Genomic DNA, 25,902 nt, shown 5'->3' with positions numbered 1-25,902 from the left:
TTGCGGGCGCAGGTACCAATTCCCTTCCAGGGGATTAAGTAGGTGAGGAGGAGGGAGACGGGGACTTGAAGCAGACGGATGAATCGTGCACAATGATTGGCATGATTTCGACTGCCCAGGCCCTGCTGACCGACCTCGACGATGCCCAGCGCGAGGCGGCGACGGCGGTCGACGGGCCGGTGCGGATCATCGCCGGCGCAGGTGCCGGCAAGACGCGGACGATTACGCGCAGGATCGCGTACGCCGTCGAGTCCGGCGACTGGAACCCGAACAAGGTGCTCGCCGTGACGTTCTCCGTCAAGGCCGCCCGCGAAATGAAGAGCCGGCTCGACCGGCTTGGCGTCGACGGCGTGACGGCGGCGACGTTCCATTCCGCCGCCCTGCGGCAGCTCGTGGGCGACGGCGACCGGCCCGGCGTCTGGGAAGACATCGTCGACGGGCCGTTTCCGCACATCAGCGAGCATCAGGAGCGCAACGTCTCGCAGGCGATCACGAGGATCACGAACATCGCCAACCTCAACCCGATGATGGTGCGCGACGTCCACGCCGAGATCAACTGGTGCAAGGTCCAGCTCGTCGCGCCGGAGGATTACCCGCGCGTCTGCTCGGCGACGCACCGGCAGCCGCCGTGCGCGCTGACGCCAGAACAGTTCGTCGACGTCTACGAGACCTACGAGACGGTGAAGACGAGCCGCGCCGAAATCGACTTTCACGACATCCTGCTCGTCGCCTGCCATGTCCTCGAGCAGTTTCCCGAGGCCGCCGCGACAATTCGCCGGCACATCGGCTTCCTGACCGTCGACGAATACCAGGACGTCTCGCCGCTGCAGCACCGGCTGATGCGACTGTGGCTCGGCGACAACCGCAACGTCTGCGTCGTCGGCGACCCGGCGCAGACGATCTACGGCTACGCCGGCGCGACCAGCCACTACCTGACGAACTTCGGCGCCGAGTTCGAGCCGCTGACGGCCGACGTGCGGCTGGACGCCGACTACCGCTCGAATCCGCCGATCATTCGCTGCGCCAACGGCATCCTGAACGATTCTCCCGTTCGTGACCGGTACCTGAAGCTGCATGCGGTACGCACCGGGTCGCCGCGCGTCTCGCGGCTCATGTACGAGAGCGACGAGGACGAGGCGCGCGCCGTCGCGGCGCAGATTCGCGCCTACGTCGACCGCGGTGAGGGCCGCGCCGCCGACTGCGCCGTGCTCACCCGCCTCAATGCGCAGCAGCGCGTCTTCGCGAAGGCGCTCGAGGAAGTCGGCCTGCGCTATCAGCTGCGCCGGGACAACGGCTGGCAGGAATCGGCGCTCGCCGACGTGCCGGCCGGGGCGCAGCCGGACGCCCAGGCGCAGCCGGACATCCACACGCAGCCGGATGCGCAGCCGCAGCCGTACGACAATGTCGACGGCGACGCGGGCGCGGTGGAAGCCGGCGCGGGTGCGACAGCGGCTGGCGGCGAAGCGCGGGGGAGCAGCGACCCGACTGGCGCTCCGGACAACGGCGTGGGCGCCGATCCGGCGCCGATGACCGCCGCCGACGAAGTGCAGCGGATGCGCGACGTGACCTGCGTGACAATCTCGACGATCCACGCGTCGAAGGGCCTCGAGTTCAGGCAGGTGTTCCTCGTCGGCGCCTCCGAGGGGCTGCTGCCGTACGGTTCGCCGCCGGAGGACAGCGACGCGCTCGAGGAAGAGCGGCGGCTCATGTACGTCGGCGTCACGCGCGCCGAGGACAAGCTGCACGTCAGCTACGCTCGTCGCAAGCAATCCGGTCGCGGCGCCCTGCGTCACCCGAGCCGGTTCTTGCGGTAGCTTGTTCCTGCCGTGTCGCAAACCCGAGCCGGCAGCCCGGGTCCGCGACATCAAAAGAACCGTGCAGAGGCACGTCTTGCGCACGAGTTGTACTACATTGGAAGGCGTGAGTGAACGACGAAGCAACCTTATGATGGCGGCGATGGCCTCGGCGGCCCTCCCGACCATCGGCGTCGCGGGCGTGCGCGACAGCGAGCAGGACAACGACACCGACCGCGAGCACGGCATCCAGCAGGCCGTCGTGCAGGACGTGCGCGGCACGCTGTACAACGTGTACGTCGCCGACCGCAAGTCCGGCAAGAAGCGGCTGCGTGGCCGCTGGAAGTCGGCGAAGGCGATCGCGAAGTCGAACGAGTTCGCGGGGCTCGGCTTCGGCGTCGACCATGCCGTCGCGTTCAAGGCCGACGATGACGACGAAGCCATCGACGGCGATTCCAGCATCCTGATGACGATCCATCCCGAAGGCGTCTCGCGCTCGCTCGACCTGCTCACGCTCGACGACTGCGCCGCCGTCGGCACGGCGATCGGCACGATCCATCGCATGCGGCCGAACTTCATCGTCGACGCCGGCTATCCGCGCTACACGACCGGCCAGATTCTCGCGCAGCTCACGGCATGGATCCGCCGGCTGCAGTCGGCCGGTCACGTGCCGTCGGAAATCACCGACAGCTGGTCGTCGATCCTCGAGACGGACGGCTTGTGGTCATTTACCACCTGTCCGGTGCACGGCGGCTTCTCGGACGGCGACTTCATCTTCTCCGGCTCGACGATCACGACGGTCACGAACTGGCAGGAAACGCAGCTCAACGACCCGGCACGCGACCTCGCGTGGATCTTCTCGAAGCTCGACGAGACGCACCGCAACGCCGTCCTCGCCGCATACGGGCGGATCCTCGGCAACCGGCTTGACGACCTGATCATGCTGCGCGCCAACCTGTGGGTGCAGATGGAGCAGGTCGGCGACTTCGTCCAGGCGCTCAACCGCGGCGACAACGCGAAAATCATGCAGTTCAAGGCGATGGTCGACAAGCTCGCCCACGAGATCAACGTCACGCGGCACCGTAACGAGGCCAGCGGCCATGGCGGTCCCGGCGTGCGCGCCCGCTCAGCGGGCAACCCGAGCACCGTCACCGTCAACACGCTGCTGCGCGACGGCGTCGGCCCGGCCGACGACGCCACGGCAGCGTCCGCCTCGAGGGGGAACGATTCGTCCGCCACGGCGGCGCCCGACTCCGGAGCCGATCGCCGCGGACCGGTGCGCCCCGCGCCGGCCTCGCGTCAGGATGTGGAAATTGACCACACGAGCGACGCCACGTTCGAATCGTCGCGCCGCCGCGGCGACGATATTCGCGACGACGGCACCGGCAACGCCGGCGACGGTTACGATGTGTCGGCCGACGCGCCGACGATCGTCGAGCCGGCCGTCAGCCGCGCCGCCGCGCTCGCGTCGATGTCGTGGACCGGCCCGGAAGTCCGTCCGCTCAACGTCAACGGCGCCTCGGTCGACGCGACGGCCGACGCGCTGCTCGCGGTTCCGCCGACCGGATCGTTCTCGCGCCGCGCCGTGCAGGTCGAGGTCGAGCGCACCGAAGTCGAGCTCCTCGCCGACGAGACCGGCGAATCGATCGCGGCCGCCGTCGCCGACCTGACCGGCGAGACCGACATCGCCGCCACCGGCGAGCACGCCGACGCGGGACTGCACCTCGTCGTCGGAGGCGCGGCCAACGGTGCCGCGGCCGACAATCGTGAGGGGGACATCGTCGAAGACGTCGCCGATGGCACCATGGACGGCACCGGCGAGGCGACCATCGTCGCCGTCGAGGAAACCTACGTGGCAGCCGGGGATGCGGATGTCGCCGGGGCCGGGTCAGCGACGGACGAATCGTCCGGAGAAATCGTCGAAGAGGCAGATGCCGACGAGACGGGCGAATCGTCGCAGGCAGGCGAAGCCGTCGACGATTCGGGCGATTTCGAGCTTGGTGGCATGCTCACGTACTCCGGCGTGCTCGCCGCCGCGCGTCGGCACGATCGCGACGACGAAGCCACGGGCGAAACCGCGACCGAGCGCACTGACCGGACCGCCGACGAGAGCACAGCCGAAACCGCCGACGGCAACGGCGAAGGCGCTTCCGACATGACGGCAAGCTCGGCGCTGCCGCACGTCATCTCCGACCTGAGCGAGCACACCGGATATGTCGACGTGTCGCGGACCGAGGCTGCCGCGTGGATGTCCGACGACGATTTCGCCGACGAGACCGGCGAAACCGATCTGACCGGCGAAACAGACCTGACTGGCGAAACAGACCTGACCGGCGAGACCGACGTCACCGGAGAGACCGACATGACCGGCGACTCGCACGTGCGTGCGCACAACGAGGCCCCCGGCCCCGAGACCGTCCTGATTCCGCTGCTCGAGCGCGAGGAACGCGCGATGCGCGACGCCCGCGGCCTGATCGACGGCGACCGCGACGGCAACCACGACGGCGACCAGGCCGGCGACGGTCACGCCGACCGCTGACACGGGACTGGTCTGGTAGAACCGACTACAACACGAATCATTCACGACGGCGACCGACAGTCGCCACGAAGGAAAGGTTGACAGACATGGACATCGAACTGGGCATCCAGAACGTGGCGCGCGCCGTGACGTTCGCGACGGACGCGACGGCGCAGGAAGTCTCCGAGACGATCGAGCGCGCGCTCGCGAGCGGCGAGCCGATCGAGCTGACCGACAACAAGGGCCGCAACTTCATCGTTCCGGCCAGCGCGCTCGCCTACGCGATCGTCGGCAGCGAAACCCGCCACGCCGTCGGCTTCAACAACCTGGAGTAAGTCTTCTACTTCGAATCCCCTGGAGGGGGATCGGCGAACGAAGCAAGTCGACCCCTCGATTCGCGCTATCGCGCTCATCGATCCCCTTCCAGGGGATTTTTGCATATTGTGGGGGGCTCTCCTCCACGGTTACCTATTCACACCCACAGCGGAATGGCGCCGCGAGAGACGATTTCGGCGACGGTGGCGTCGTCGGTCAGGAATTCGCCGAGACGGTTCGGCTTGCCGGCGCCGTGCCAGTCGGAGCCGCCGGTGACGAGCAGGTGGTACTTCCTCGCCAGCGCGAGCAGCCGCGGGCGCGCGGCGACCGGGTTGCCGCGGTGCCACACCTCGAGTCCGTCGAGGCCGGCGTCGACGAGTCGCGCAATCTGGTCGTCGCTCAGGACATGCACGTTGCGGCCCGGGTCGGCGACGTGGGCAATGACCGAGACGCCGCCGGCCTCGCCGACAGCCGCGACGACCTCGGCGGCCGTCGGTGACGGCGTCGGGATGTAGTAGGGGCTGCTCGTGGCGACGATGCCGGCGAACGCGTCCGAGCGCGTCGGATAGACGCCGGCGGTGACGAGCGCGTCGGCGATGTGCGGGCGCCCGATCGTCGTCTGCTCGCCCTCGCGCACCTGCGCGAGCACGTCGTCCCACGTGATCGGATAGTCCTTCGACATCTTCTCGACCATCTTCTTCGTGCGTTCGAGCCGCGACTGCCGCGTCTTCGCGAACAGTTCGCAGATATGCCGGCTCTTCGGGTTGTACTGGTAGGCGAGCATGTGGACGGAGACGTGGTCGTCGACGGCGGTGATTTCGGTGCCGCGGACGAGCGGATAGTCGAGTCGGGAAGCGGCCTCCTGCGCCGCCGGCCATCCGGCCGTCGTGTCATGGTCGGTGATGGCGACGCCGTGCAGCCCGAGTTCCTTCGCGTCCTCCACCAGCGTCGCCGGACTCTCGGTGCCGTCGGAAAACGCCGTATGGCAATGGAGGTCCCAGCCGACCGTCGGCGGCACCTCGGGAATCGTATAGTCGCTCATGGTTTCCATCGTAGACGATTCGTCCTGTTTTGTTTCGGGTGTCACCAACCCGGGCCGCCAGTCCGGGTCATGACATCCGGAAAGCGGGGGACAGACTCCCTCTTCAGAGGGAGTCGCTGAGCGGCGAAGCCGCGAAGCGGTGGGAGTTGGCGAGCCGTCAGGCAAGCCGAACCTGACGGGTCTTGTCAAGGAGTGGTAGAGAAACAATGGGGCAATTGAGCGGGATTGTCTGGTTATCCTACACTGAAGAATAAAACTGCATTGACAGGCAGACGCACGGTTTATCGGCGAGACGATGGGGATTCGGGCCGATCGAACCAGGGAAGTAGAGATAACGGGGGAGAACCATGCGCCGCAGGAATTTTCATCTCGTGGGCGAACTGACGGCGACGACGCTGTCGGTGCTCGCCATCATTGCACTCGTGCTGGCGACGGCGGTCACGCCGGCGGTAGCCGACGAAACGGCCGCGCCGTCGGACGGCTCGTCGGCCGTCGTCAGCGAGGACGATTCGTCCGCGACGGAAGAATCCTCCAATCTGAACGATCCTTCCGATTCGGCCGTTGCCGATCAAGATGTGGCGGAGGATGCCGGCGACGGCTCCACCGCCGTTTCAGGAGGGGGTGAGGCGGACTCCGACGACCTGGAGACGACGGATGCCGCCGCCACTCCCGACGCCGACGAAGCTACCGGTGATGCCGACGCCGACGCGCATGACGAGGACGAATCCGACGACGAGGGAATTGAAGCCCTCGCGGATGAGGAGTCGTCGGTCAACACCTATGTCCGGACCTACTCGGCGGAGACGCTGGCTGACTACGACGACGTCATCATTGCCGGCAGCGCCGGCAAGAACGTGATGACGGACATCACCAAGACCGGATCGGCACAGGGATTCGACACCGACCAGCCCGGCACGATGGACGCGAGCTCCGCCTACTGGCAGTTCGAGAAGACCGGCGACGGTGACAACGTTTACTATTTGAAGACCCGTTCGGGCGAAGAGTACTTCAACGGCAATGCCAAGAACCTGACACTCGTGACGAACAAGGCCCAGGCGACGAAGGTGACGGTCACGATCAACGACGACAACACCTTCTACCTGCAGTATGGTTCGTACTACATCAATACATACAGCGGCGACGTGGATAGCATGTCGCTATGGGCTGGCTGGAACGAAACCGGTGGCGGCAGCAAGCTGCGCCTGTACGTCGAACCGACCATCAACACCAGCACTGTCAATCCGGCCAGCGTCGTCATCAACCTGTTCGACTACTGGACTGGCGAGAATCGCTCGGATCCCGATGGCACGACGAACAGCAACTGGTATGGCATCAACCGGGGCATCAACTACCAGCATGCGTTGAAGTTCCACAGCGGCAACGACACGCTCACGGATTCCGGCTGGTCCTATGGTGACTACAACAAGTGGACCGAATCGGGCAACGGCCCCCGCTACGGCATCCTGGCCAACTCGATTACGGCCGGCGAAAGCTATCCGCGCCTGTCCGGCGGCGACATTGGCAACTTTGGCGTGTTCCCGGACAGTGACAAGCTGGATACGCAGGAATCGCTGGACTACCTGTTCAATCCGGCAACCGACGCCGCCGGCAATTCGCTGGCGACGACGCCGGAAAGCGAGCAGCAGGACGGCAAGCTCGTGTTCACCGACGTGCAGGGGCTGCTCAGCATCAACGACGAGGGCTACTTCGAATACAACAGCAAGGATGGCTTCGCGTCCTTCGACGAAGAAACCAATTCGTTCACTGTCTACAACGAGCCGGCGAGTTGCAAGTCGAGCGTGACCGGCGAATTCTTCCCGTTCAACACGATCGGCGAGGTCGACGACCGACAAGGCTGCTATGCCGATGTGCTCAACCACTACTTCGGTCTCAACATCGTCACCCGCTTCATCCAGAAGGATGGCGGCTACGCCGACATTAACAGCAAGCAGGAGACGACGTTCGAGTTCACCGGCGACGACGACGTCTGGATCTACATCGATGACGTGCTCGTCGCCGACCTCGGTGGTATTCATGATCCGGTCGGCGTCAAGATCAACTTCGTCGATGGTTCCGTCTCCATTACGAGGAACAACGGCACCGTTGTCGACAAGACGACGACAATCCGCGCGCAGTTTGCAGCGGCTGGTCTCGAGAAAGAGCGCGAATGGAGCACCACCGCCCCTGACACGTTCGCCGACAACACGACGCATACGCTGAAGTTCTACTACCTCGAGCGCGGCAACAGCGACTCGAACATGTGGTTCAAGTCGAACCTCACCGAGATTCCGACGACGTCACTGATGAAGATCGACCAGTACGGCGAGGCGCTCGCCGGAGCCGTCTTCGCAACGTACCAGACCAACGGCGAGTGGGACAGCACGACCAACTCGTACCAGTACCTGCTCGCCGACGGCAGCGGCTACGCCGGCTGGCCGACGGAGGATGTGACGGTCATTACCGACCTGACCGCCAGCGATGCCGGTTATGTGTATCGGGGCAAGGATCTGTTGTTCAAGCCGACATACACCGGCGTGACCGACTACTCCGGACAGATGATTTTCGATGATCCATATGGCTCGCCGTATTCGGTCGCCGAATTGAAGACCATGCTTGGCGAACAGTTCATCCTGCGCGAAATTCTCGTGCCGGAAGGCTACCACGCTGTCTCCAACGAGGCGTTGCTGCGCTTCGACGGCGACCTGCTGCAGTCGGTAAGCCCGTACTCGACTGGCGTCTGGGCCAGTCCGAACGCGCTGGTGACGGCGACGAACACGCTGTACCTCGTTGACCAGACGACTGGCGCGACAGGAGGTACCGTCAACTACTATTCGCCCGGCGACATGACAACCAACGGCACGTTGTTCGCCGTCGTCCTCAAGCGCAACGGCGCCGACTTCAGCCTCGACAAGATGGCGGACTGGGACCGTATCTACGGCAACGACGAGGTCGGCTACTCCAAGACGGAGGATCGTGGCCTTGCCGGCGCGATTGAGGCCGCACGGCAGCAGGAAGCCAATGGCTACGGCAATTCGGTGTTCACCTACAGCGCCTCCGGCATGCAGGTGTTCGTCGAGGGCCTGCCGGGCTATGCCTCGCAGTACTACGCCTACGTCGAGCAGACCTACTTCGAGGGCTCTGCCGCGAAAGTACAGGCAGTGCTGGACGATCCGGAGTCGGACCCCAAGGGGTACGCGCTCCTGGAGGATATCCAGTACTTCATCGCGTTCTACTACACGTCGGAAGACTCGCTCGCGACGGCGGATGAGAATAACACGCACCGCGTGCGCTCGCACAAGGGCATTGTCGACGGCTACGACGGCTTCTCGATGCAGTGGTCGGCGACGATCGAGGTGCCAAACGTCGAGAACCGCCTGATCTTCCGGGACGAGACGTACTACGAGGAGCCGGTCAAGACCGACGGCCAGGACGACTCGGCGACCTACGACGGCTCCGGCTTCGCGCTGTACAGTGTCGACGAGGTGCTCAACGAGGATACGGACGAGAACGGCTACGACATTTCGCAGATCTACTACATCGCCGACGACGAGACGACCATCGTGCTCGAGGATCCGGTCGAGCCGAACCCGACCGTCGCGAAGGGCGTGGCGTGGGTCATCGCTCCCGAGGATGATCCCGAGAACAATGTCAAGAGCGGAGATCGCATTTCCGCGTACGGATCGTACGAAATCAACCAGCTGACCGACCGCGATGCCTACCCGAATGCCGGCCAGATCGCCGTGACGATCGGCGGCGAAAACTACACGATCTCGCCGGCGAAGAACGCCAAGGGCGACAGCCAAGTCAAGCCGACGCTCGACGAGAACAATCCGGACAATTATGTCGGCGAGGACGGCACGAACTACTTCCGGCGACTGCTTCAGGGACGGTACGTGTTGCGGCAGACGACGGCACCCGTGGTCTGCACGGCCGACGCGAGCGCGACCGGCGGCGAGAAGTGCGTGCAGTACGAGATCAATCCCGAGGCAACGCTCGTCGAGGTCCATTCGACGGCGATCTACGCGAACGCCGGCGGCGATCGCAACGGCGTCATCGTCGGCAACGGCGCGGGCTACGTCGTCAAGTCGCTTGACGTGTTCGCGTCGATGGGCATCATCGACGAGTCGCTGTCGTGGATCGCGTCGCTGCTGCGCGTCAACTACTCGAAGACGTTCGCCGGGTTCGAGGACGACATCAAGAGCGGCGAGCTCGGCCACTACGGCATGTATTCGTTCGAGGTCGATGATGGCCAGCGGGGCGAGCCGGGCATCTCGAACGCCCAGACCGACGACGTGACCAAGGCCATGATCACGTACCTCGAATACGACCCGGCATCAGGCGACTCGATCTTCGACTACAAGCCGAACGACGATCAGGATGCGCGCGTGTCGGATGACGGGACCGTGATCCTCTCGCAGGCGGGCGAGAAGATGATGCGCCTGTACACTGACGAGGGCTGGGGCTCGCTCGTGCTGTACCAGGACTACATCTACGGCTACGCGCAGTCGTCAAGGGACGGCAGCACGAACTACACGAAGCTGGTGACCATTGCCGACGAAGCCGCCGCCGTCGCGGATGAAACCGGTAGCGACTCCTCCGGCAGTGCGGCGTCCTCGATCACGCCGCTCGACCTGACGAGCCTGTTCTCGAACTCGACGTTCGTTGTCTACTACAACACGCCGGTGCCGTACTACGAGCTGCCGAGCACCGGCGGCGCGGGCGTGGCCGGCTGGCTCGTCTGGTTCGTCACCGCCTTCGGTCTCCTCCTCGTCGGTTCCTCGCTGACGCTGATGCGCCGGATCTAGGGGAGAAGCTCCCTGGAAGGGAGCTGCCGAGCGTAGCGAGGCTGAGGGTCGACCGCCGATGCCGCCGAAGGCGGCGAGAGCGCGCTGGAAGTTGGGAAGTCCCGTAGAACTTGTGTCCTACGGGACTTCTTGCGTTCCAGCGCGCACGCGTCGCTTCGCGACGACGTGCGGTCGACCCTCAGTCGGCTTCGCCGACAGCTCCCTTCCAGGGCGCTCTTTTCCTAGCTGGCCGAGCAGGTGGCGAGGGTCGAGCCTTCGCCTTCGCCGATCTTGACGAGGGCGGCGTAGGCTTCGGACAGCGTGCTCACCTTGACGACGTTGAGGCCGTCCGGCACGTTGCCGACGACGGAGCTGCAGTTGGCGGCCGGCGCGAGGAACCACGTGGCGCCGTCGCGCTTCGCGCCGATCATCTTGAGCGCGATGCCGCCGATCGAGCCGACGTTGCCGTCGTCGTCGATCGTGCCGGTGCCGGCGATCGTCAGCCCGCCGGTCTCCTCGGCCGGCGTGAGCATGTCGACGAGGCCGAGCGCGTACATCATGCCGGCGGACGGGCCGCCGATGTCGTCGACGTGCATCGTCACCTTCGCGTCGGACACGTCGATGCCCAGCGACTTCGCGAAGTCCAGGCCGGCGGTGATCGCCGAGTCCTGCGAATCGCTCATCTGCTTGCTCGATTGCGCCTCGTACTGCTCGGCCGTCTGCGTGGTGTCGAAGACGGCCTCGCGCGGCAGCACCATCATTTCCTTGTTCAGCCACGCGTAGAGAATCTGGGCATTCGTGACCGGATAGCCGGGCACGCCCGACGCGTTGACGGTGACGAGGCGCAGCTGGCCCGGATCGTCGTACGTCTTGACGCCGGTCACCTGGATGATCTCGGTGTCGCCGTCCTTGCCGAGGACGTTCTCGGTCGGGCCGGGCATCTCCATGACATAGGCACTCGGGCACACGAGGATGATGACGGCGAGCACGACGGCGAACAGGCCGACGAAGTACCGCTTCGGACGGCCCTGGAAATAGCGGACGATTCGCCCGTGCTGCCTGTCGGATGTCCGGACATCGGGGCCGTCGGTGACGGAAGAATCGTGCAAAAATTCCGTCTCCTGCGCCTTGGACGAGTCCTGTGCGCGTTTTGAGTGCATATTCGACATGATTCCAATAATATGGCGGTGACAGACGTTAGGATGCGAGTAGGTTTCTAAACAGGGGGTCCCGATGGACGACAATGCAATTCACGAGTGGCTCATCAAGTGCTTCGGTCCCGTCCAGGGCGAGATGGCATGGAGCCAGATCCAGCAGCTGCCCCCGCAGATCCGCGAGCAGCTGCTCAGCCAGGATCCGTCCGAGCTGCCGGATCCGGCACAGATGCAGGCGATGATGACGGCGATGTCGGCCGGTGGCCTCGGCACGTTCGGCGGCATGCAGGAAGCCGTCGACGACGGGCCGATCAACGTCAAGCTCGCGAAGTCGCTGGCGCTGCAGCAGGCGAGCGGTGCCGGCAGCGAGCGGATTGTCTCCGCCGCCGACGGCATGATGGAACGCCGCGCGATGAGCGAGGTCAACCTGTGGCTGGACACGGCCTGCGAGTTCGACCCGGTCGCCGGCGAGGCCGATGCGTTGACGCGCGCGAACTGGGTGGAGGGGACGATCGACAAGTGGGCCGACATTGCCGCGCCGGTCGCGAAGTCGATGAACGACGCGCTGACGGCCGTCATCGCCGACCGCCTGGGCGACATCGACGGCGAGATCACCGGCATGTTCGCCGGCCCGGTGCCGATCCAGATTCCCGAGGGCATGAAGGACCCGAAGCAGCTGATGAAGCTGTTCGCGACGACGTCGTATGCGATGCAGCTCGGCCAGGCGGCCGGCGCGCTGAGTCACGAGGTGCGCGGCAGCTACGACCAGGGCCTGGCGTTGCTGAAGAATCCGGCCGGCGGCCTGATCATGCAGAACGTCGAGGAGTACGCGAAGTCGCTCGACATCGACGTCGCCGAGGTCACCGAGTTCCTCGCGCTGCACGAGGCCGCCTACGCGAGGCTGTATGCGGCGGTGCCGTGGCTGATGCCGCGCTTCGAGGCGCTGATCGGCAAGTACGCGCGCGGCATCACGATCGACCTCGACGCGATGGAGGAACAGCTGCGCGAGGCCGGCGCGCTCGATCCGGAGGCGCTGTCCGGCGCCGTCAACCTGACGAACGTCGGCATTGCGGACACGCCGGAGCAGAAGGAGGCGATGCGCTCGATCGAGACGCTGCTCGCGCTCGTCGAGGGCTGGGTGGACTGCGTGGTCTGGCGCGCCGGCATGGCGCACATCCCGCACATCGAGCAGCTGCGCGAGATGACGCGCCGCGAGCGCGCCGTCGGCGGTCCGGCCGAGCGCACGTTCGAGGCGCTGATGGGCCTCGAGCTGCGGCCGAAGCGGATGCGCGAGGCGGCCGCGCTGTGGGAGAGGATCACGCTGGACGATGGCACCGTCGCGCGCGACGCGATGTGGGGCCACCCGGACATGTTGCCGGTCCTGCCGGAAGGCGAGGCCCTGCCGGCGGCTGACGGCGCGGCTGCGGACGGCGAGGGTACCGGCTCGGCTGCGGACGCGGCGGCCGGGACGGACGAATCGTCCACGACGATCGACTGGGACGACGAGTTCAGCAAGCTGCTCGCCGGTGAAACCGGCGACGATTCGTTCGATGATGACGATTCGTCCGACGGCGGCGATGCCGCGGACGGCGACGACTCGTCCGAACAGGCTGGCGATGGCGGCACCGATGGTTCCGCCGACGAGGCCTAGCCCGTTTTTCTCCCCGCTGTTTTCGGATGTCACGAACCCGGGCCGGGAGCCCGGGTTCGTGACATCGGGCTTTTCTGAGATGAATTGACGAAATTCGAAACCGGACTGTCCCTGTTTAGGTTTCTTGGTATATTCGGGAATTGTGAATCAGACAGCATCTAACAAGGCCGAAGAGTTCGGCTTCCACGCAGGCGACATTGTCCAGGAGTGGCTGTGGGACGACGACGTGGACGATTCTATCCGGGAGAAGATCGAGAACCTGACGGGCGAAGAGCTCGTCGACGAAGACTATGACGGCGCCGTCGACGGCGTCATCATCTGGTGGCGCGACGGCGACGACGAAGACGGCCTGTCCGACACGATCGTCGACGCGTATGCCGTGCTCGGCCAGGACGGACCGCTTTGGGTGCTGACGCCGAAGCCGGGCCGCGAGGGGGCCGCCAGCTCGACGACGATCCAGTCCGCCGCGAAGACGGCCGGCATGAACGCCTCGACGCCGTTCACCGTGAGCGCTGACTGGAACGGCATCCACCTGCGCGCCTTTGGCAAGGGTCGCGCCGACTGATTGGATTCTTGAAACGATTCGCCCCGGCAATGACCATTGCCGGGGCGTTTTGTCTTCCCTTGTCATGTCATGAACAAGTAGGGTGGGCGATAAGGGACTCGAACCCCTGACATCCACCGTGTAAAGGTGGCGCTCTAACCAACTGAGCTAATCGCCCGTGCACCGCACCACTTTACATGATTGTTGGACGTTTTCGGGGCGCTCTTGTGCCGTCGCCAAAAAATCGGCGTTATCATGCGTGTCGGTACTCAAATGATTTCCCAGAGTCGTATGAATCACGTAATCTGGAGCGTATACGCGAAGCCTTAGGGAGGATGGTAGCTTATGGCGCAGGGTCAGCAATCCGACAACGGCGCATCCCGCATTGCGCGGGAGAAGAAGCGCAAGTGGGGCTATGATCCCAGGCAGGTGGACGAGTTCCTCGAGCAGACGCACGCCCGCTACGACAACGACGATCCGGACCTCACGCAGGGCGTCATCCAGAACGTCTCGTTCGACCTGCGCAAGGGCGGCTACGTCATCTCCCAGGTCGACGCCACGCTCGAGCGGCTCGAGCGCGCCGTCGTCGACAAGCAGACGGCCCGCGACATCCAGCGTTCCGGCCGCGTGGCATGGAAGGCGCAGGCCGACCAGCTCTACCGCGAGCTCGCCGCGCACGCCAACCGCGCCGAACGCGAGCGCTTCGCCCCGGGGGAGGGCAAGGCGCCGTCGTACGACCGCAAGCAGGTGGACACCGTCGTCGACAACATCATCGAGAAGGCCGGCCTGGACCTGAAGATCGCCGCCGGCATCGACGTCGATCCGGACGATGCCGAGGCGCTCGAGGACGTCACGAGCTCGGCCGTCGCAAACACCGTCTTCACGCAGCGCAAGGGCAAGAAGGGCTACGACGAGCGGCAGGTCGACTACTTCCTCAACGCCTGCGTGGCGCTGCTGAGCCGCCTCGAATCGTACGACCGCATCGCCGACTACGAAGGCGCCGAGACGACCGTCGCCGCGCCGATGGTCGCGAATCCGGCCGTCTCGCAGTCGCCGGCCACGCAGCCGCTGTTCGACGCGGCCAACGTCGTCGCCGGCCAGTCCGGCCTCGCCGCCGGCTCACCGAGCTCGTACGATTCGGCGTCGCTGCAGGCGACGCAGGCCTACGCCGGCGCGAACGGCAACGATTCGTTCGACGATGTCTCGCGCGCCGAACAGGCCATCTTCGACCAGTCCGCGACCCCGGCCACGCAGGCCTACGGCACGACTGCCACCGGCACCGCCGACGCTGCCGCGCTGTCCGGCGATTCGGCCGAAACCGGCTATGCCGGCCTCGCCGGCCTGGCCGCGACGACCGCGGCCTCCGCCGTGTCCGACGAACCGGACCATGCTGGCCCCGACGCGCAGACCGCCGCCTACAACCCGTTCGGCGCCGACGTGCCGCCGAGCTTCGCGCCGGCCTCCGGCGCCTCGCACGCCGCCCCGTCGTCCACGGTTTCGAACTCCCCGGCGACGTCCTCGCCGGCGACGTCTTCGTCGTCCGCCAGCTCGCTGCTCGGCGCCGACGTCGACGGCATCCCGGCCGCCGCCTCCGCGCCGTCGCCGGACGAACCGCACAAGCCCGGCATCGCCGACATTCCGCACATCACGCCGGCTCCGCGCACGATCTATCCGAGCGGCACGGCCGCGACGAACGCCGCCGTCCAGCACACCGGCGCATCGCACACCGACTCGGCCTCGCCATCCGCTTCCTCCTCGTCTTCGGCCGCCCCCGCGCCGTCGTTCGCGCCGGCTTCGTCGACCGCCTCGACATTGTCGACGGCCTCCACGACGCCGTCGGTCTCGCCGTTCTCGACGTTCCCGTCGGCTTCGGCATCGTCAGCGTCATCCACGTCGTCCGTGCCATCGACGTCCGCGTCGTCCCCGACGTTCACGTCCTCGGCATCGTCGTCAACCCCGTCGGTTTCGCCGTTCTCGACGTTCCCGTCCGCCTCGGCCTCCTCGTCGGCTTCCCCGACGCCGACCACGTCGCCGGCTTCGGACAGCGCCTCGTCGGCCGGATCGTCCGACGTGCCGCCGAGCTTCGCGCCGGCCGCCAAGCCGGAAGGATCGTCGCAGCAGAACAGCCACTTGGCCGCGCTGGCCAGCATGGCCGAATCGATCGGCAAGACGCCGTCGCCGACGTCGTCGGCCTACGAAACGACGTCGAACTACCAGCTGCCGCCGCTGCCGTCGCTCGACAGTGTCTCGATTCCCGACCTGCCGCCGTTCCGCCGCACCGACGACATGACCGACGCGCCGTCGGCCGTCACGACCGGCCGCCACGCCGCCGTCAAGTCCGGCGACGCCGACTCGGCGACGTCATTCGCGTCGGTGAAGAGCCACCGCCTCGACGTCGACATTCCCGATCTCTCGTTCCCGTCGTTCGGCGACGATGACGACGACCAGTCCGCGGACGGCTCGAACTCCGCGAACGGAAAGGCGACGTTGTGATCAACCATTCCTCCGTCGTCATCCTCGGTTCCACCGGCTCGATCGGCACGCAGGCGCTCGACGTCATCGGCCGTCATCCGCGCCGCTTCGCCGTCACCGGCCTTGCCGCCGGCGGCGCGCATGTCGAGCTGCTCGCCCGGCAGGCCGCCAGGTTCGCCGTGCCGGTCGTCGTCGTGAACGATCCGTCCGCCGTCGAGCCGCTGCGCGCCGCGCTGCAGGCCGCCGGGGCCACGAACACGCAGGTCCGTGCCGGCCACGACGAAGTCTGCGCGCTGGCCGCATCGGGCGCCTCGGTGGTGCTCAACGGCATCACCGGCTCGATCGGCCTCGAACCGTCGATCGCCGCGCTGAAGGCCGGCTCCCAGCTGGCCCTCGCCAACAAGGAGTCCGTCGTCGCCGGCGGCCACCTGCTGTTCAGCGCGCAGGTGCGCGACGCGCAGATCAACCCCGTCGACTCCGAACACTCGGCGATCTGGCAGTCGCTGCGCGCCGGCCGCCACCGCGAAGTCTCCCGGCTTGTCGTCACGGCGTCCGGCGGCCCGTTCCGCGGTCGCAAGCGCGCCGAACTTGTCGACATCACGACCGAGCAGGCGCTCAACCATCCGACGTGGAGCATGGGCCCGGTCGTCACGATCAACTCGTCGACGATGATGAACAAGGGCCTTGAGGTCATCGAGGCGAGCCGCCTGTTCGACATCGAGCCGGACCGCATCGTCGTCACCGTCCATCCGCAGTCGATCGTCCACTCGATGGTCGAGTTCCGCGACGGCGCGACGATCTGCCAGGCGTCGCCGCCCGACATGCGGCTGCCGATCGCGCTCGGCCTGTCCTCGCCGGACCGCATGGCCGACGTCGCGATGGGGTGCGACTGGAGCCACGCCACCGAATGGACGTTCGAGCCGCTCGACAACGAGGCGTTCCCGGCCGTCGACCTCGCGCGCCAGTGCCTCAAGGCGTCCGAGAAGCACACGGCCGTCCTCAACGCGGCCAACGAGCAGGCCGTCCACGCATTCCTCGACGGCAAGCTGTCGTACCTCGGCATCGTCGACACCGTCGCCGAGGTCCTCGAGGAAATGGATGCCGAACTGCGCGACCGTCCCGAATTCGAGAATGTCGCCGAAGTGACCGACGTCGAGACCGAAGCCCGCCGCCGCGCCGACGAGCTCATCGCGAAGAAGTAAGCGTCATTACAGACTCCCTCCCTGGAGGGAGTCGAAAACGCGAAGCGTTTTCGGTGGGAGTTCCGTACCGGGCTGGGACGTTACCTGTTACGGATAACGGAACCTGCCAGCCGACTTGCGAACTCCCCTCGAAAATGCTGCGCATTTTCGATCCCCTCCAGGGAGGGGATTGTTTTTGTTTGGATTAGACACCGAGAAGGAAGAATCGTTTACCATGACTGACAAGCCGTTCCGCAAGACCGGAGAGGCCGCCATTTCCGAGACGCCGCTGCATCCGCGGCGAGTATCGCGACGCATCATGGTCGGGCCGGTGCCGGTCGGCGGCGGCGCGCCGATTTCCGTCCAGTCGATGACGAACACGAAGACGGCCGACGTCGGCGCCACGCTGCAGCAGATCGCCGAGCTGACGGCGGCCGGCTGCGACATCGTGCGCGTGGCCGTGCCGAACCAGGAGGACGCCGACGCGCTGCCGCAGATCGTCGCGAAGTCGCCGATCCCGGTCATCGCCGACATCCATTTCCAGAGCAAGTACGTCTTCCAGGCGATCGACGCCGGCTGTGCGGCCGTGCGCGTCAACCCCGGCAACATCCGCAAGTTCTCCGAAGTCGGCCCGTCGATCTGCCGCGCCGCCGAGGACGCCGGGATCTCGCTGCGCATCGGCGTCAACGCCGGTTCGCTCGACAAGGAACTCTACGAACAGTACGGCGGCCCGACGCCGGAAGCCCTCGTCGCTTCCGCGCTGAAGGAAGCGAGGATGTTCGAGGACGTCGGGTTCCGCGACTTCAAGATCTCGGTCAAGCACCACGATCCGGTCACGATGGTCGAGACGTACCGGCTGCTCGCGTCGAAGGGCGACTGGCCGCTGCATCTTGGCGTCACCGAGGCCGGTCCGGCGTGGCAGGGCACGATCAAGTCGTGCGTCGCGTTCGGCGCGCTGCTCGCCGAGGGCATCGGCGACACGATCCGCGTCTCGCTGTCGGCGCCGCCGGTCGAGGAAGTCAAGGTCGGCTGCAAGATCCTCGAGTACCTCGGCCTGCGCGAACGCAAGTTCGACATCATCTCGTGCCCGAGCTGTGGCCGCTCGCAGGTCGACGTCATCCAGCTTGCCAACGCCGTCACCGACGGTCTCAAGGGCATTACGGCGCCGATCCGCGTCGCCGTCATGGGCTGCATTGTCAACGGCCCGGGCGAGGCGCGCGAAGCCGACCTCGGCGTCGCCTCCGGCAACGGCAAGGGCCAGATCTTCATCAAGGGCAAGGTCGTCGAGACCGTGAAGGAAGACCAGATCGTCGAGACGCTGCTCCGCTACGCCAACGAGATCGCCGCCACGATGGACACGTCGAACGATTCGTCCGCCACAGCCCTGGCCACCGGTCCCGTCGTGATCCCGGTGACGGAAGGCAAGTAGCCTCTTCCCGTTGGCCTTCCCGATGTCACAAACCCGGGCTTCCGGCCCGGGTTTGTGACATCGGGAAGGCCTTTGTTCGTGCGAATCGTTACAATATTTTCCCGTGAATCTACGCCGGAAGAAGAATGACGAGGGAGCCCCCGAGGCGGGCGGGCAGACGCCGGCGGTGCCGTGGAGCCGCGTCAAGCGGATCATGGTCGGGCTGCCGATCTTCATCATCCTGATGGCGATCCTGATCTCGGTGTCCGCGAACACGAGAACCGCGTGGAACTACGAGCCGACCGGCCAGACGATGGAGACGCTGTCCGCCAATACCGCCGTCACGTTCGACACGACGGGCGGCGACGAGCTCGGCACGAAGGGCGAATACCAGGTCGAGCAGCACTACGAGGTGCTGCACGCCGTCGAGCCGTCCACCGGCGACGTCCAGGACATCAACGTGCTGATCCGCGAACCCGTCGGCGCCGGCAACAACCTGCCCGGCATCGTCTTCATGCACGGCGCCGGCTACGGCACGTGCGATAACTCGTTCGGCGACATGGCCTACGACATGGCCTCCGCCGGCTTCGTCACCGCCGTCCTCGACAAGCCGGTCTGGTCGACGAATGACGCCACCCGCGACTATCCCGGATCGGCGACCGCCTATGACGAGGTCATCGACATGTTGCGCGACATGGACAACGTCGACGATTCGGACGTCGGCATCTACGCGACGTCGGAGAGCACGTGGATCGCGTCCTACCTGCTCGAGCAGGATCCCGACATCGCGTTCCAGGTGCTGCTGAGCCCGATGGTCTTCTCGCCGCGCGTGGCGCTCGGTTTCCTCGCCGCGCAGGACTTCGCGCTCGTCGGCGCCCACGACGGCTACCAGTCGATCGTCCGCCGCATCTTCTCGCTCGACACGGCGATGTTCGGCCTGACGAACATCGACCTCGACACGCTCAACCCGACCGCCTACTCGGTGCCGACGCTCGTCGCCTACGGATCCAAGGACGTCATGACGGCGCAGGTGCAGGGCGCCAAGGAAATCCTGAAGAACGCCCACGAAGCCGGCAACTACGACGTGACGATCCGCAGCTATCCGGTCGCCAACCACGTGCTGCGCCTCGGCGACGAGGCGAACGAAGGCACGCCGTTCGCCGACGACTACGTCAACGACGTCATCTCGTGGATCGGCGGCACGACGAAGGGACTGACGCAGACAAGCCCGAAGATCGCCGGCACCAACCTCTACCAGTCGATCGCCGTGCCGACCGACCTGTCGTCGCACCCGGCGATGACAGTCGTCCTCGTCGTCATCCTCGCGCTGATGGTGCTGACGCTCGTCGCCGCGATCGTCGTCTGGCTGGTCGCGCTCGTGTGGATGATCGTCAACCGCTGCCGCCGCCGCGGCTCGCCACTCGGCTACCGGAACGGCTTCGGCAAGGCGCTGTTCACGCTGTCGGTCATCACGATGGCGGCGTTCGTGCTGTTCTGCGCCGGCCTCGGCGACGTCATCATGGGCGTCGTCAAGCTCGCATGGGGCGACGCGCCGACCGACAGCCCCGGCGTCATGTACTGGAGCTGGCCGGTCATCCAGGTCGCCTGCGTCCTCGTCGTCTGGGCGTGGTCGCTGACGTTCTCGCGGATGATCGAGGCGGCGTCGATGCGCGGCCTCGTCCAGTGGCCGGTGCGCAAGGGCGCCGTCGAGGAAATCGTCACCGGTCGCCGGCCCGTCCTCGCCACCCGCCGCTTCGGCCGCGTCGTCTTCTGGATCACTGTCGCCGCGATGTTCATGATCCTGCTCTTCTTCGCCTTCTGGGGATTGTTCGTGTACTAGTCCGAACTCCCTCCCGAGAGGGAGTCGCCGAGCGCGGAGCGCGAAGCAGTGGAAGCCAAACTCCCTCTTCAGGGGGTCGCTGAGCGCGAGCGCGAAGCGGCGGAAGCCGAACTCCCTCTTCAGAGGGAGTCGAGGAGCGGCGTAGCCGCGACTCGGTGGGAGTCCCCCGCTGGAACGCAAGCAAACCGACGGAGTACGCTGGCAGGCATGGCTGTATATCGCGACGAGGGAATCGTCCTCAAGACCGTCAAGCTCGGCGAGGCGGACCGAATCGTCACCATCCTCACGCAACGCCACGGCAAGGTGCGCGCCGTCGCGAAGGGCGTGCGGCGCACGAAGTCGCGGTTCGGCGGACGGCTCGAGCCGTTCATGCGCGCCGACCTGCTGCTCGCCGAGGGCCGCACGTTCGAGACGGTCAGCCAGGCCGTCACGATCGCGCAGTACGGCGGCCCGATCACCGCCGACTACGACGCGTTCACCGCCGCCAGCACCGTCGTCGAGACGGCGAATGACCTCGTCGCCGCGGAAAAGGAACCCGCGCCGGCACAGTACCGGCTCGTCATCGGCGCGCTCAACGCGCTGGCGAAACATCGGCACGATTCGCGCGCGATCGCGCTGTCCTATGTCATGCGGGCGCTCGCGGCCGCCGGCTGGACGCCGCTGATCGACCGGTGCGTGGTGTGTGGGGGAGCGGAGCGGCTCGATTTCTTCTCGGCGCGATCCGGCGGCGCGATGTGCTTCGCCGACCACACGCCCGATGCTCGCCACGTCTCCGCCGAAGTCCTGCGCGAACTGCGCGCGCTGCTCGAAGGCGACTGGGACCTGCTCGACCGCCTGGGCGGAGCCGCCATTCCCACCGACGCTTCCGCGGCGACCGGCTCCGCGGTCATCACCACCGCGGCCACTAGCCCTGCGGCCACCAGCCCCGAGTTAGCCGGCGGTAATGGCATTGCCGCTCCCGTCAGCACCCTCGACCCGCAAACCGTCACCATCGTCGAGGACTGGGCCGAAGCCGTCCTCGAGCGTCCCCTGCGCTCCATGCGCGTCCTCGGCTAGCCCCTTGATTATTTCTCGCCCGCATTCGGCTTCCAGTTCGTAGCGGAAACTGGAAGGAAAGTATCGTCAAGAGGCCCGAAGACGTGTTGCTCCTTCCAATTTGCCGTATGAACTGGAAGGAAGGTATCGCTCGCGGGTTTGGAAACGTGACCTTTCTTCCAGTTGGCCGACCGGGCTGGAAGGAAGGTGTCGCGCGCAGGGCAGGAAACGTGACCTTTCTTCCAGTTGGGCCGCCGAGCTGGAGATAAGGTCACGTGTTCGGTTCTCATTTCGTGATGTTCCTTCCAGTTGCGTTCTCGAACTGGAAGAAAAGTGCCGGGAAGGTTGCCGGGGACATGATCTTGTTTCCAGTTGGAAAGGGAAACTGGAAGAAGCGGCCTGCTCTTCCCGGGATGAATCGTCCCCAAGATTCCAGCCCGCTGATACATTGGGAATCATGGCTTTTGACAATGTGGATACGACGTCGCTCGACGTCCCGGCGGCGCCGTTTTCCGACCCGTCCATCATTCCCGACTTTCCGAAGAACGCCGTCCCGAAGCACGTCGGCGTCATCATGGACGGCAACGGCCGCTGGGCGCAGCAGCGCGGCCTGATCCGCACCGAGGGACACAAGGCCGCCGAACCGGTCGTCTTCGACACGATCGCCGGCGCGATCGAAGCCGGCGTGCGCTACCTGAGCCTGTACACATTCTCCACCGAGAACTGGAAGCGCTCGCCGCAGGAAGTGCGCTTCCTGATGGGCTTCAGCCGCGACATCATCCACCGCCGCGTGGACCAGATGAACGAGTGGGGCGTGCGCGTACGCTGGTCGGGTCGCCGTCCGAAGCTGTGGAAGTCGGTCATCGACGAGCTCGAGGTCGCGATGGAGAAGACAAAGCACAACAAGACGATCGACGTCGTGTTCTGCATCAACTACGGCGGCCGCGCCGAGATCGCCGACGCCTGCGCCGCCATCGCGAAGGAAGTGCGCGACGGCAAGATTTCCGGCGACCGCGTCACCGAGAAGATGATCGCCGACCATCTCTACAACCCGGACATCCCCGACTGCGACCTCGTCATCCGCACGTCCGGCGAACAGCGCACCAGCAACTTCCTGCCGTGGGAAGCCGCCTACGCCGAGCTCGACTTCGTTCCCGAACTTTTCCCCGACTGCGGCCGCAACGTCCTGTGGCGCGCGATCGACGACTACATTCACCGCGACAGGCGATTCGGCGGCGTGAAGAAGTAGTCATGTGTCCAGCCGGCTCGCCCAGTCGACGGCACCGTCGGCGACAGCGTCGGAGCGGACCAGGTCGGCCAGGCTGAGACGGTTCAGCGCCTCGAGATAGTCGCGACCGGCCGCGGCGAACGAATCGTTCAATAGTCCGACGACGCTGGCCGTATGCTCGCCGTCGGGAAAGATCCGCTCCGGCAGGCCGGTCGTCGTGACGGTTGGCTCGCCGCCGACGGCCGCGACGACGTCGCCGACGCCGATCTCGTCGAGCGGCCGCGCAAGCGTGTAGCCGCCGCCGCGCTGGACATGGCTGTCCACGATCCCGGCGACGGCGAGCTTGCGCATCGTCTTCATCAGGTACGATTCGGAGATTTCGAGCCAGCCGGCGAGAGTCGTGCCGGACACCGGCCGGTGGCCCTCCTGCAGCGCGATCATGATGACGGCGCAGATGGCCTGCTCAATGCTGGTGTTCGCTTTCAATGGCACGCATCACCTCGACAAGCTGGTTGGCGACGACGTCGACCTCTCGAGTCGACGTCGCTTCGCTTGTCTCCCCGATCTCCTTCCGGGGGATTCTTGTGCGGTTGCCGGGTCGGGGTAGGATGACCTTCCGTAATTGAAGACAGTTTCTGGTCGCGGCGCACAGACTCCTCACCTTGCTGGTTTCGCGCACGGCCCGTCGGCGCGGCCGTCCGCGCAGAAAGTAAGGTGTGCGATGGCGGGCGTCGCCCACTCTCCACAGATTGTTTCGAACGATTCCCGCGGTTCCGACGATTCCCGCACATCTTCCGGCCCGGCCTCTTCTTTTGGATGTCGCAAACCCGAACCGACAGACCGGATTCATGACACCCAAAAGAGGCGCCAGTCCTGGTGGAGCGGTCATTGGCCGACGATGGTGACCGTCGTCGTCATCCTCGTGGTCTGGCAGCTGGCCGTCATGTGGGGACACCTGCCGTCGACGGTACTGGCGTCGCCGACCGATGTCGTCGCGGCGATCGTGCGCACGTGGCCGTCGCTCGGACCGGCGACGTGGACGACGCTGGTCGAGGGCTTTTTCGGATTCCTCGTCGCCGTCGTGCTCGGCGTGCTGTGCGGGGTGTGGCTCTATTCGTCCCGCACGGCCAACGCCGCCGTCTACCCGCTGGTTGCCGCCGCGCAGACATTGCCGCTCATCACCGTGGCGCCGCTGTTCCTCATCTGGTTCGGCTTCGAGCCGGCCGGCAAGGTCGTCATCGTCGCGATCTTCGCGATCTTCCCGATCGTCGTGCAGACGGTGCGTGGACTCAAGGCTGTCCCGCAGTACTACGCCGACGTCGCTCTGACCTGCGGCGCAAGCCGGGCGTGGACGCTGTGGCACGTGAAATTGCGCGTCGCCGGTCGCGAGATCTTCGGCGGCATCCGCGTCTCCGCGGCGTACGTGTTCGCGACGGCCGCGACGGCGGAATATCTGGGGGCCCGCAAGGGGTTGGGCATCTGGCTGCAGGCCGCATACAACTCGTTCCGCACGCCGCTGATCTTCGCGGCGACGGTGATGATCGTGCTGATGACGGCCGTGCTGCTCGGACTCGTGCAGCTGTGCGAGCGGGTGCTGTTGGGGCGCCCCGGAGAGAACGACGATCCGGATGCCGACCAGTTCTGAGAGAAGGGAAATACTCGCATGAATCGTTTCATCAAGACGGCCGTCGCGGCGGTCGCGGCAGTCGGTCTCGGACTCGGACTGACGGCGTGCGGATCGTCCAGTAGTAGCGACGACGGGCTCACGAAGGTGACCTTCATGAATTACTGGACGCCGGACACCAACCATATCGGCGTCTATGTTGCCGACCAGCTTGGCTATTACCGGGACGAGGGGCTCGACGTCGACATCGTCGCCGTCTCGACCGCCGGCGGCGAGCAGGCCGTCAGCACCGGCGTCGCCGACTTCGCGCTGTCGACGCTGACCAACGTCAGCATGTTCGACGCGCAGGGCGGCGACCTCGAGATGGTCATGCAGGTCCAGCAGGAGCCGAGCGCGATCTGGTGCGCGCTCGCGTCGAACACGTCGATCACGCGGCCGAAGGACTTCGACGGCAAGACGTTCGCGACGTTCGGGTCGTCCGAAAGCGACGCCGTCGTCAAGAAGATGATCCAGACCGACGGCGGCACCGGCGACTACGACAAGGTGACCGTCGGCACGTCGACGTTCCAGGCGCTGACGAGCGGCCGCGCCGACTTCGGCGGCTTCTACTCGACGTGGGAAGGCGTCGAGGCCGACCTCTACGGCCCGACGCTCAACTGCTTCGCCGAGCAGGACTACGGCGTGCCCGGCAACGCCGACTCGATCGGCATCATCACCGCCGACTCCACCGTGCAGAACGACCCCGAACTCGTGCAGAAGTTCGTGACGGCGACGCAGAAAGGCTACATGTACGCCTACGAACACCCCGACGAGGCCGCCGAGCTGCTCGTCAAGGCCGCGCCGGAAGCCGACCTCGACATCGACCTCGTCAAGAAGAGCATGCAGGTCATCGTCGACGGCAACTACTGGGGTGACGTTTCGGCGGTCAAGGACGGCTCGTTCACGCTCGGCACCGTCGACACCAAGAGCACGCAGGAATACTTCGACTTCCTCGCCGCCGCCGGCGCCTACGAAGACGCCAACGGCACCGTGCTGACGACGGCGCCGCAGTCAACCGACATGAGCACGAACGAGTTCGTGAAGTAGCGCGAGTATTTCGCGGCCGCCCGCGAATTACTCGCGGTCTGGCGGCCGCGCCGACGGAAGCAGGAGTGGGGGGGGGGGGGGGGGGGGGGGGGGGGGGCCCGCGGGGGGGGGGGGGGGGGCGGGCGGCGGGGGGGGGCGGCCGGGGGGGGGGGGGGGGGGCCGCGGCGGGGGGGGGGGGGGGGCGCGGGGGGGGCGGGGGGGGCCGGCGGCGGGGGGCGCCGGGCCGG

17 protein-coding genes and 1 tRNA gene are annotated in these 25,902 nt (G+C 66.0%); 14 read left to right on the top strand and 4 right to left on the bottom strand.

Going from position 1 to position 25,902, the window contains the following annotated elements:
• Positions 1-92 precede the first annotated feature (92 nt).
• The 3 genes from F6S87_RS08420 to F6S87_RS08405 all read left to right on the top strand — a co-directional run bounded on the left by F6S87_RS08420 (position 93) and on the right by F6S87_RS08405 (position 4,646).
• Positions 93-1,814, top strand: a complete 1,722-nt coding sequence (locus F6S87_RS08420) for an ATP-dependent helicase (RefSeq protein ID WP_231129465.1) — start codon at positions 93-95, stop codon at positions 1,812-1,814.
• A gap of 130 nt (positions 1,815-1,944) precedes the next feature.
• A complete protein-coding gene (locus F6S87_RS08410) occupies positions 1,945-4,332 on the top strand; it encodes a phosphotransferase (RefSeq protein ID WP_231129468.1) in 2,388 nt (795 codons plus the stop codon).
• Between the two features lie 86 nt (positions 4,333-4,418).
• The gene (locus tag F6S87_RS08405) at positions 4,419-4,646 is read left to right on the top strand and encodes a DUF3107 domain-containing protein (protein ID WP_163228218.1); all 228 of its coding nucleotides are present in this window, start codon (positions 4,419-4,421) and stop codon (positions 4,644-4,646) included.
• Positions 4,647-4,783: 137 nt separating this feature from the next.
• Here the strand turns inward: F6S87_RS08405 and F6S87_RS08400 are convergent, their stop codons facing one another.
• A complete protein-coding gene (locus tag F6S87_RS08400; protein WP_196779184.1) occupies positions 4,784-5,677 on the bottom strand; it encodes a PHP domain-containing protein in 894 nt (297 codons plus the stop codon).
• Between the two features lie 362 nt (positions 5,678-6,039).
• On the opposite strand from F6S87_RS08400, the gene F6S87_RS08395 reads away from it, so the two are divergent.
• Complete coding sequence (locus F6S87_RS08395) at positions 6,040-10,473, top strand: PA14 domain-containing protein (RefSeq protein WP_163228216.1); 4,434 nt, start codon at positions 6,040-6,042, stop codon at positions 10,471-10,473.
• Between the two features lie 221 nt (positions 10,474-10,694).
• Here the strand turns inward: F6S87_RS08395 and F6S87_RS08390 are convergent, their stop codons facing one another.
• Complete coding sequence (locus F6S87_RS08390) at positions 10,695-11,621, bottom strand: YlbL family protein (protein ID WP_231129464.1); 927 nt, start codon at positions 11,619-11,621, stop codon at positions 10,695-10,697.
• A 64-nt stretch (positions 11,622-11,685) separates the two neighbouring features.
• Here F6S87_RS08390 and F6S87_RS08385 point away from each other — a divergent pair, with 64 nt between their 5' ends.
• The gene (locus F6S87_RS08385) at positions 11,686-13,257 is read left to right on the top strand and encodes a zinc-dependent metalloprotease (protein WP_163228215.1); all 1,572 of its coding nucleotides are present in this window, start codon (positions 11,686-11,688) and stop codon (positions 13,255-13,257) included.
• A 142-nt stretch (positions 13,258-13,399) separates the two neighbouring features.
• The gene (locus F6S87_RS08380; protein WP_163228214.1) at positions 13,400-13,822 is read left to right on the top strand and encodes a DUF3052 domain-containing protein; all 423 of its coding nucleotides are present in this window, start codon (positions 13,400-13,402) and stop codon (positions 13,820-13,822) included.
• 83 nt (positions 13,823-13,905) lie between these two features.
• Here the strand turns inward: F6S87_RS08380 and F6S87_RS08375 are convergent.
• Positions 13,906-13,979, bottom strand: a tRNA-Val gene (locus F6S87_RS08375).
• A 167-nt stretch (positions 13,980-14,146) separates the two neighbouring features.
• On the opposite strand from F6S87_RS08375, the gene F6S87_RS08370 reads away from it, so the two are divergent.
• The 6 genes from F6S87_RS08370 (at position 14,147) to F6S87_RS08345 (ending at position 22,986) form a co-directional block, all read left to right on the top strand.
• On the top strand, positions 14,147-16,294 hold the full coding sequence (locus tag F6S87_RS08370; RefSeq protein WP_163228213.1) for a DivIVA domain-containing protein: 2,148 nt from the start codon (positions 14,147-14,149) through the stop codon (positions 16,292-16,294).
• Positions 16,291-17,475, top strand: coding sequence for a 1-deoxy-D-xylulose-5-phosphate reductoisomerase (dxr, locus tag F6S87_RS08365; protein ID WP_331270785.1), 1,185 nt, complete (start codon positions 16,291-16,293; stop codon positions 17,473-17,475). The genes F6S87_RS08370 and dxr overlap by 4 nt, the downstream gene beginning before the upstream one ends.
• A 214-nt stretch (positions 17,476-17,689) precedes the next feature.
• Positions 17,690-18,883 carry a flavodoxin-dependent (E)-4-hydroxy-3-methylbut-2-enyl-diphosphate synthase gene (gene ispG / locus F6S87_RS08360; RefSeq protein WP_163228212.1) on the top strand — a complete coding sequence of 398 codons (1,194 nt, stop codon included), beginning with the start codon at positions 17,690-17,692 and terminating at the stop codon, positions 18,881-18,883.
• A gap of 193 nt (positions 18,884-19,076) precedes the next feature.
• The gene (locus tag F6S87_RS08355) at positions 19,077-20,702 is read left to right on the top strand and encodes an alpha/beta hydrolase family protein (protein ID WP_163228231.1); all 1,626 of its coding nucleotides are present in this window, start codon (positions 19,077-19,079) and stop codon (positions 20,700-20,702) included.
• Between the two features lie 207 nt (positions 20,703-20,909).
• Positions 20,910-21,758, top strand: a complete 849-nt coding sequence (gene recO, locus F6S87_RS08350; RefSeq protein WP_163228211.1) for a DNA repair protein RecO — start codon at positions 20,910-20,912, stop codon at positions 21,756-21,758.
• 436 nt (positions 21,759-22,194) lie between these two features.
• Entirely contained in the window at positions 22,195-22,986 is a 792-nt protein-coding gene (locus F6S87_RS08345; protein WP_163228210.1) for an isoprenyl transferase, read from the top strand.
• On the opposite strand, the gene F6S87_RS08340 is transcribed toward F6S87_RS08345, so the two are convergent.
• Positions 22,987-23,451, bottom strand: a complete 465-nt coding sequence (locus F6S87_RS08340) for an RrF2 family transcriptional regulator (protein WP_163228209.1) — start codon at positions 23,449-23,451, stop codon at positions 22,987-22,989.
• Positions 23,452-23,863: 412 nt separating this feature from the next.
• Between F6S87_RS08340 and F6S87_RS08335 the strand changes: the two genes are divergently transcribed.
• Together F6S87_RS08335 and F6S87_RS08330 are read left to right on the top strand one after the other, a co-directional pair.
• Positions 23,864-24,610, top strand: a complete 747-nt coding sequence (locus tag F6S87_RS08335; protein ID WP_163228208.1) for an ABC transporter permease — start codon at positions 23,864-23,866, stop codon at positions 24,608-24,610.
• Between the two features lie 18 nt (positions 24,611-24,628).
• Positions 24,629-25,675 (top strand): ABC transporter substrate-binding protein, encoded by a 1,047-nt coding sequence (locus tag F6S87_RS08330; RefSeq protein ID WP_163228207.1) that lies wholly within the window; start codon positions 24,629-24,631, stop codon positions 25,673-25,675.
• Positions 25,676-25,902: the final 227 nt, after the last annotated feature.

The organism is Bifidobacterium choloepi, assembly GCF_010667615.1.
GTDB classification, from domain to species: domain Bacteria; phylum Actinomycetota; class Actinomycetes; order Actinomycetales; family Bifidobacteriaceae; genus Bifidobacterium; species Bifidobacterium choloepi.
This window is presented reverse-complemented; position numbering and strand designations above follow the sequence as displayed.

Coding starts and splice junctions, on each gene's coding strand:
- recO (WP_163228211.1), top strand. CDS start 20,910: ATGGCTGTATATCGCGACGAGGGAATCGTCCTCAAGACCGTCAAGCTC.
- F6S87_RS08335 (WP_163228208.1), top strand. CDS start 23,864: ATGGTGACCGTCGTCGTCATCCTCGTGGTCTGGCAGCTGGCCGTCATG.
- ispG (WP_163228212.1), top strand. CDS start 17,690: ATGACTGACAAGCCGTTCCGCAAGACCGGAGAGGCCGCCATTTCCGAG.
- F6S87_RS08420 (WP_231129465.1), top strand. CDS start 93: ATGATTGGCATGATTTCGACTGCCCAGGCCCTGCTGACCGACCTCGAC.
- F6S87_RS08400 (WP_196779184.1), bottom strand. CDS start 5,677: ATGGAAACCATGAGCGACTATACGATTCCCGAGGTGCCGCCGACGGTC.
- F6S87_RS08405 (WP_163228218.1), top strand. CDS start 4,419: ATGGACATCGAACTGGGCATCCAGAACGTGGCGCGCGCCGTGACGTTC.
- F6S87_RS08370 (WP_163228213.1), top strand. CDS start 14,147: ATGGCGCAGGGTCAGCAATCCGACAACGGCGCATCCCGCATTGCGCGG.
- F6S87_RS08385 (WP_163228215.1), top strand. CDS start 11,686: ATGGACGACAATGCAATTCACGAGTGGCTCATCAAGTGCTTCGGTCCC.
- F6S87_RS08345 (WP_163228210.1), top strand. CDS start 22,195: ATGGCTTTTGACAATGTGGATACGACGTCGCTCGACGTCCCGGCGGCG.
- F6S87_RS08330 (WP_163228207.1), top strand. CDS start 24,629: ATGAATCGTTTCATCAAGACGGCCGTCGCGGCGGTCGCGGCAGTCGGT.
- F6S87_RS08410 (WP_231129468.1), top strand. CDS start 1,945: ATGATGGCGGCGATGGCCTCGGCGGCCCTCCCGACCATCGGCGTCGCG.
- F6S87_RS08355 (WP_163228231.1), top strand. CDS start 19,077: ATGGTCGGGCTGCCGATCTTCATCATCCTGATGGCGATCCTGATCTCG.
- F6S87_RS08390 (WP_231129464.1), bottom strand. CDS start 11,621: ATGTCGAATATGCACTCAAAACGCGCACAGGACTCGTCCAAGGCGCAG.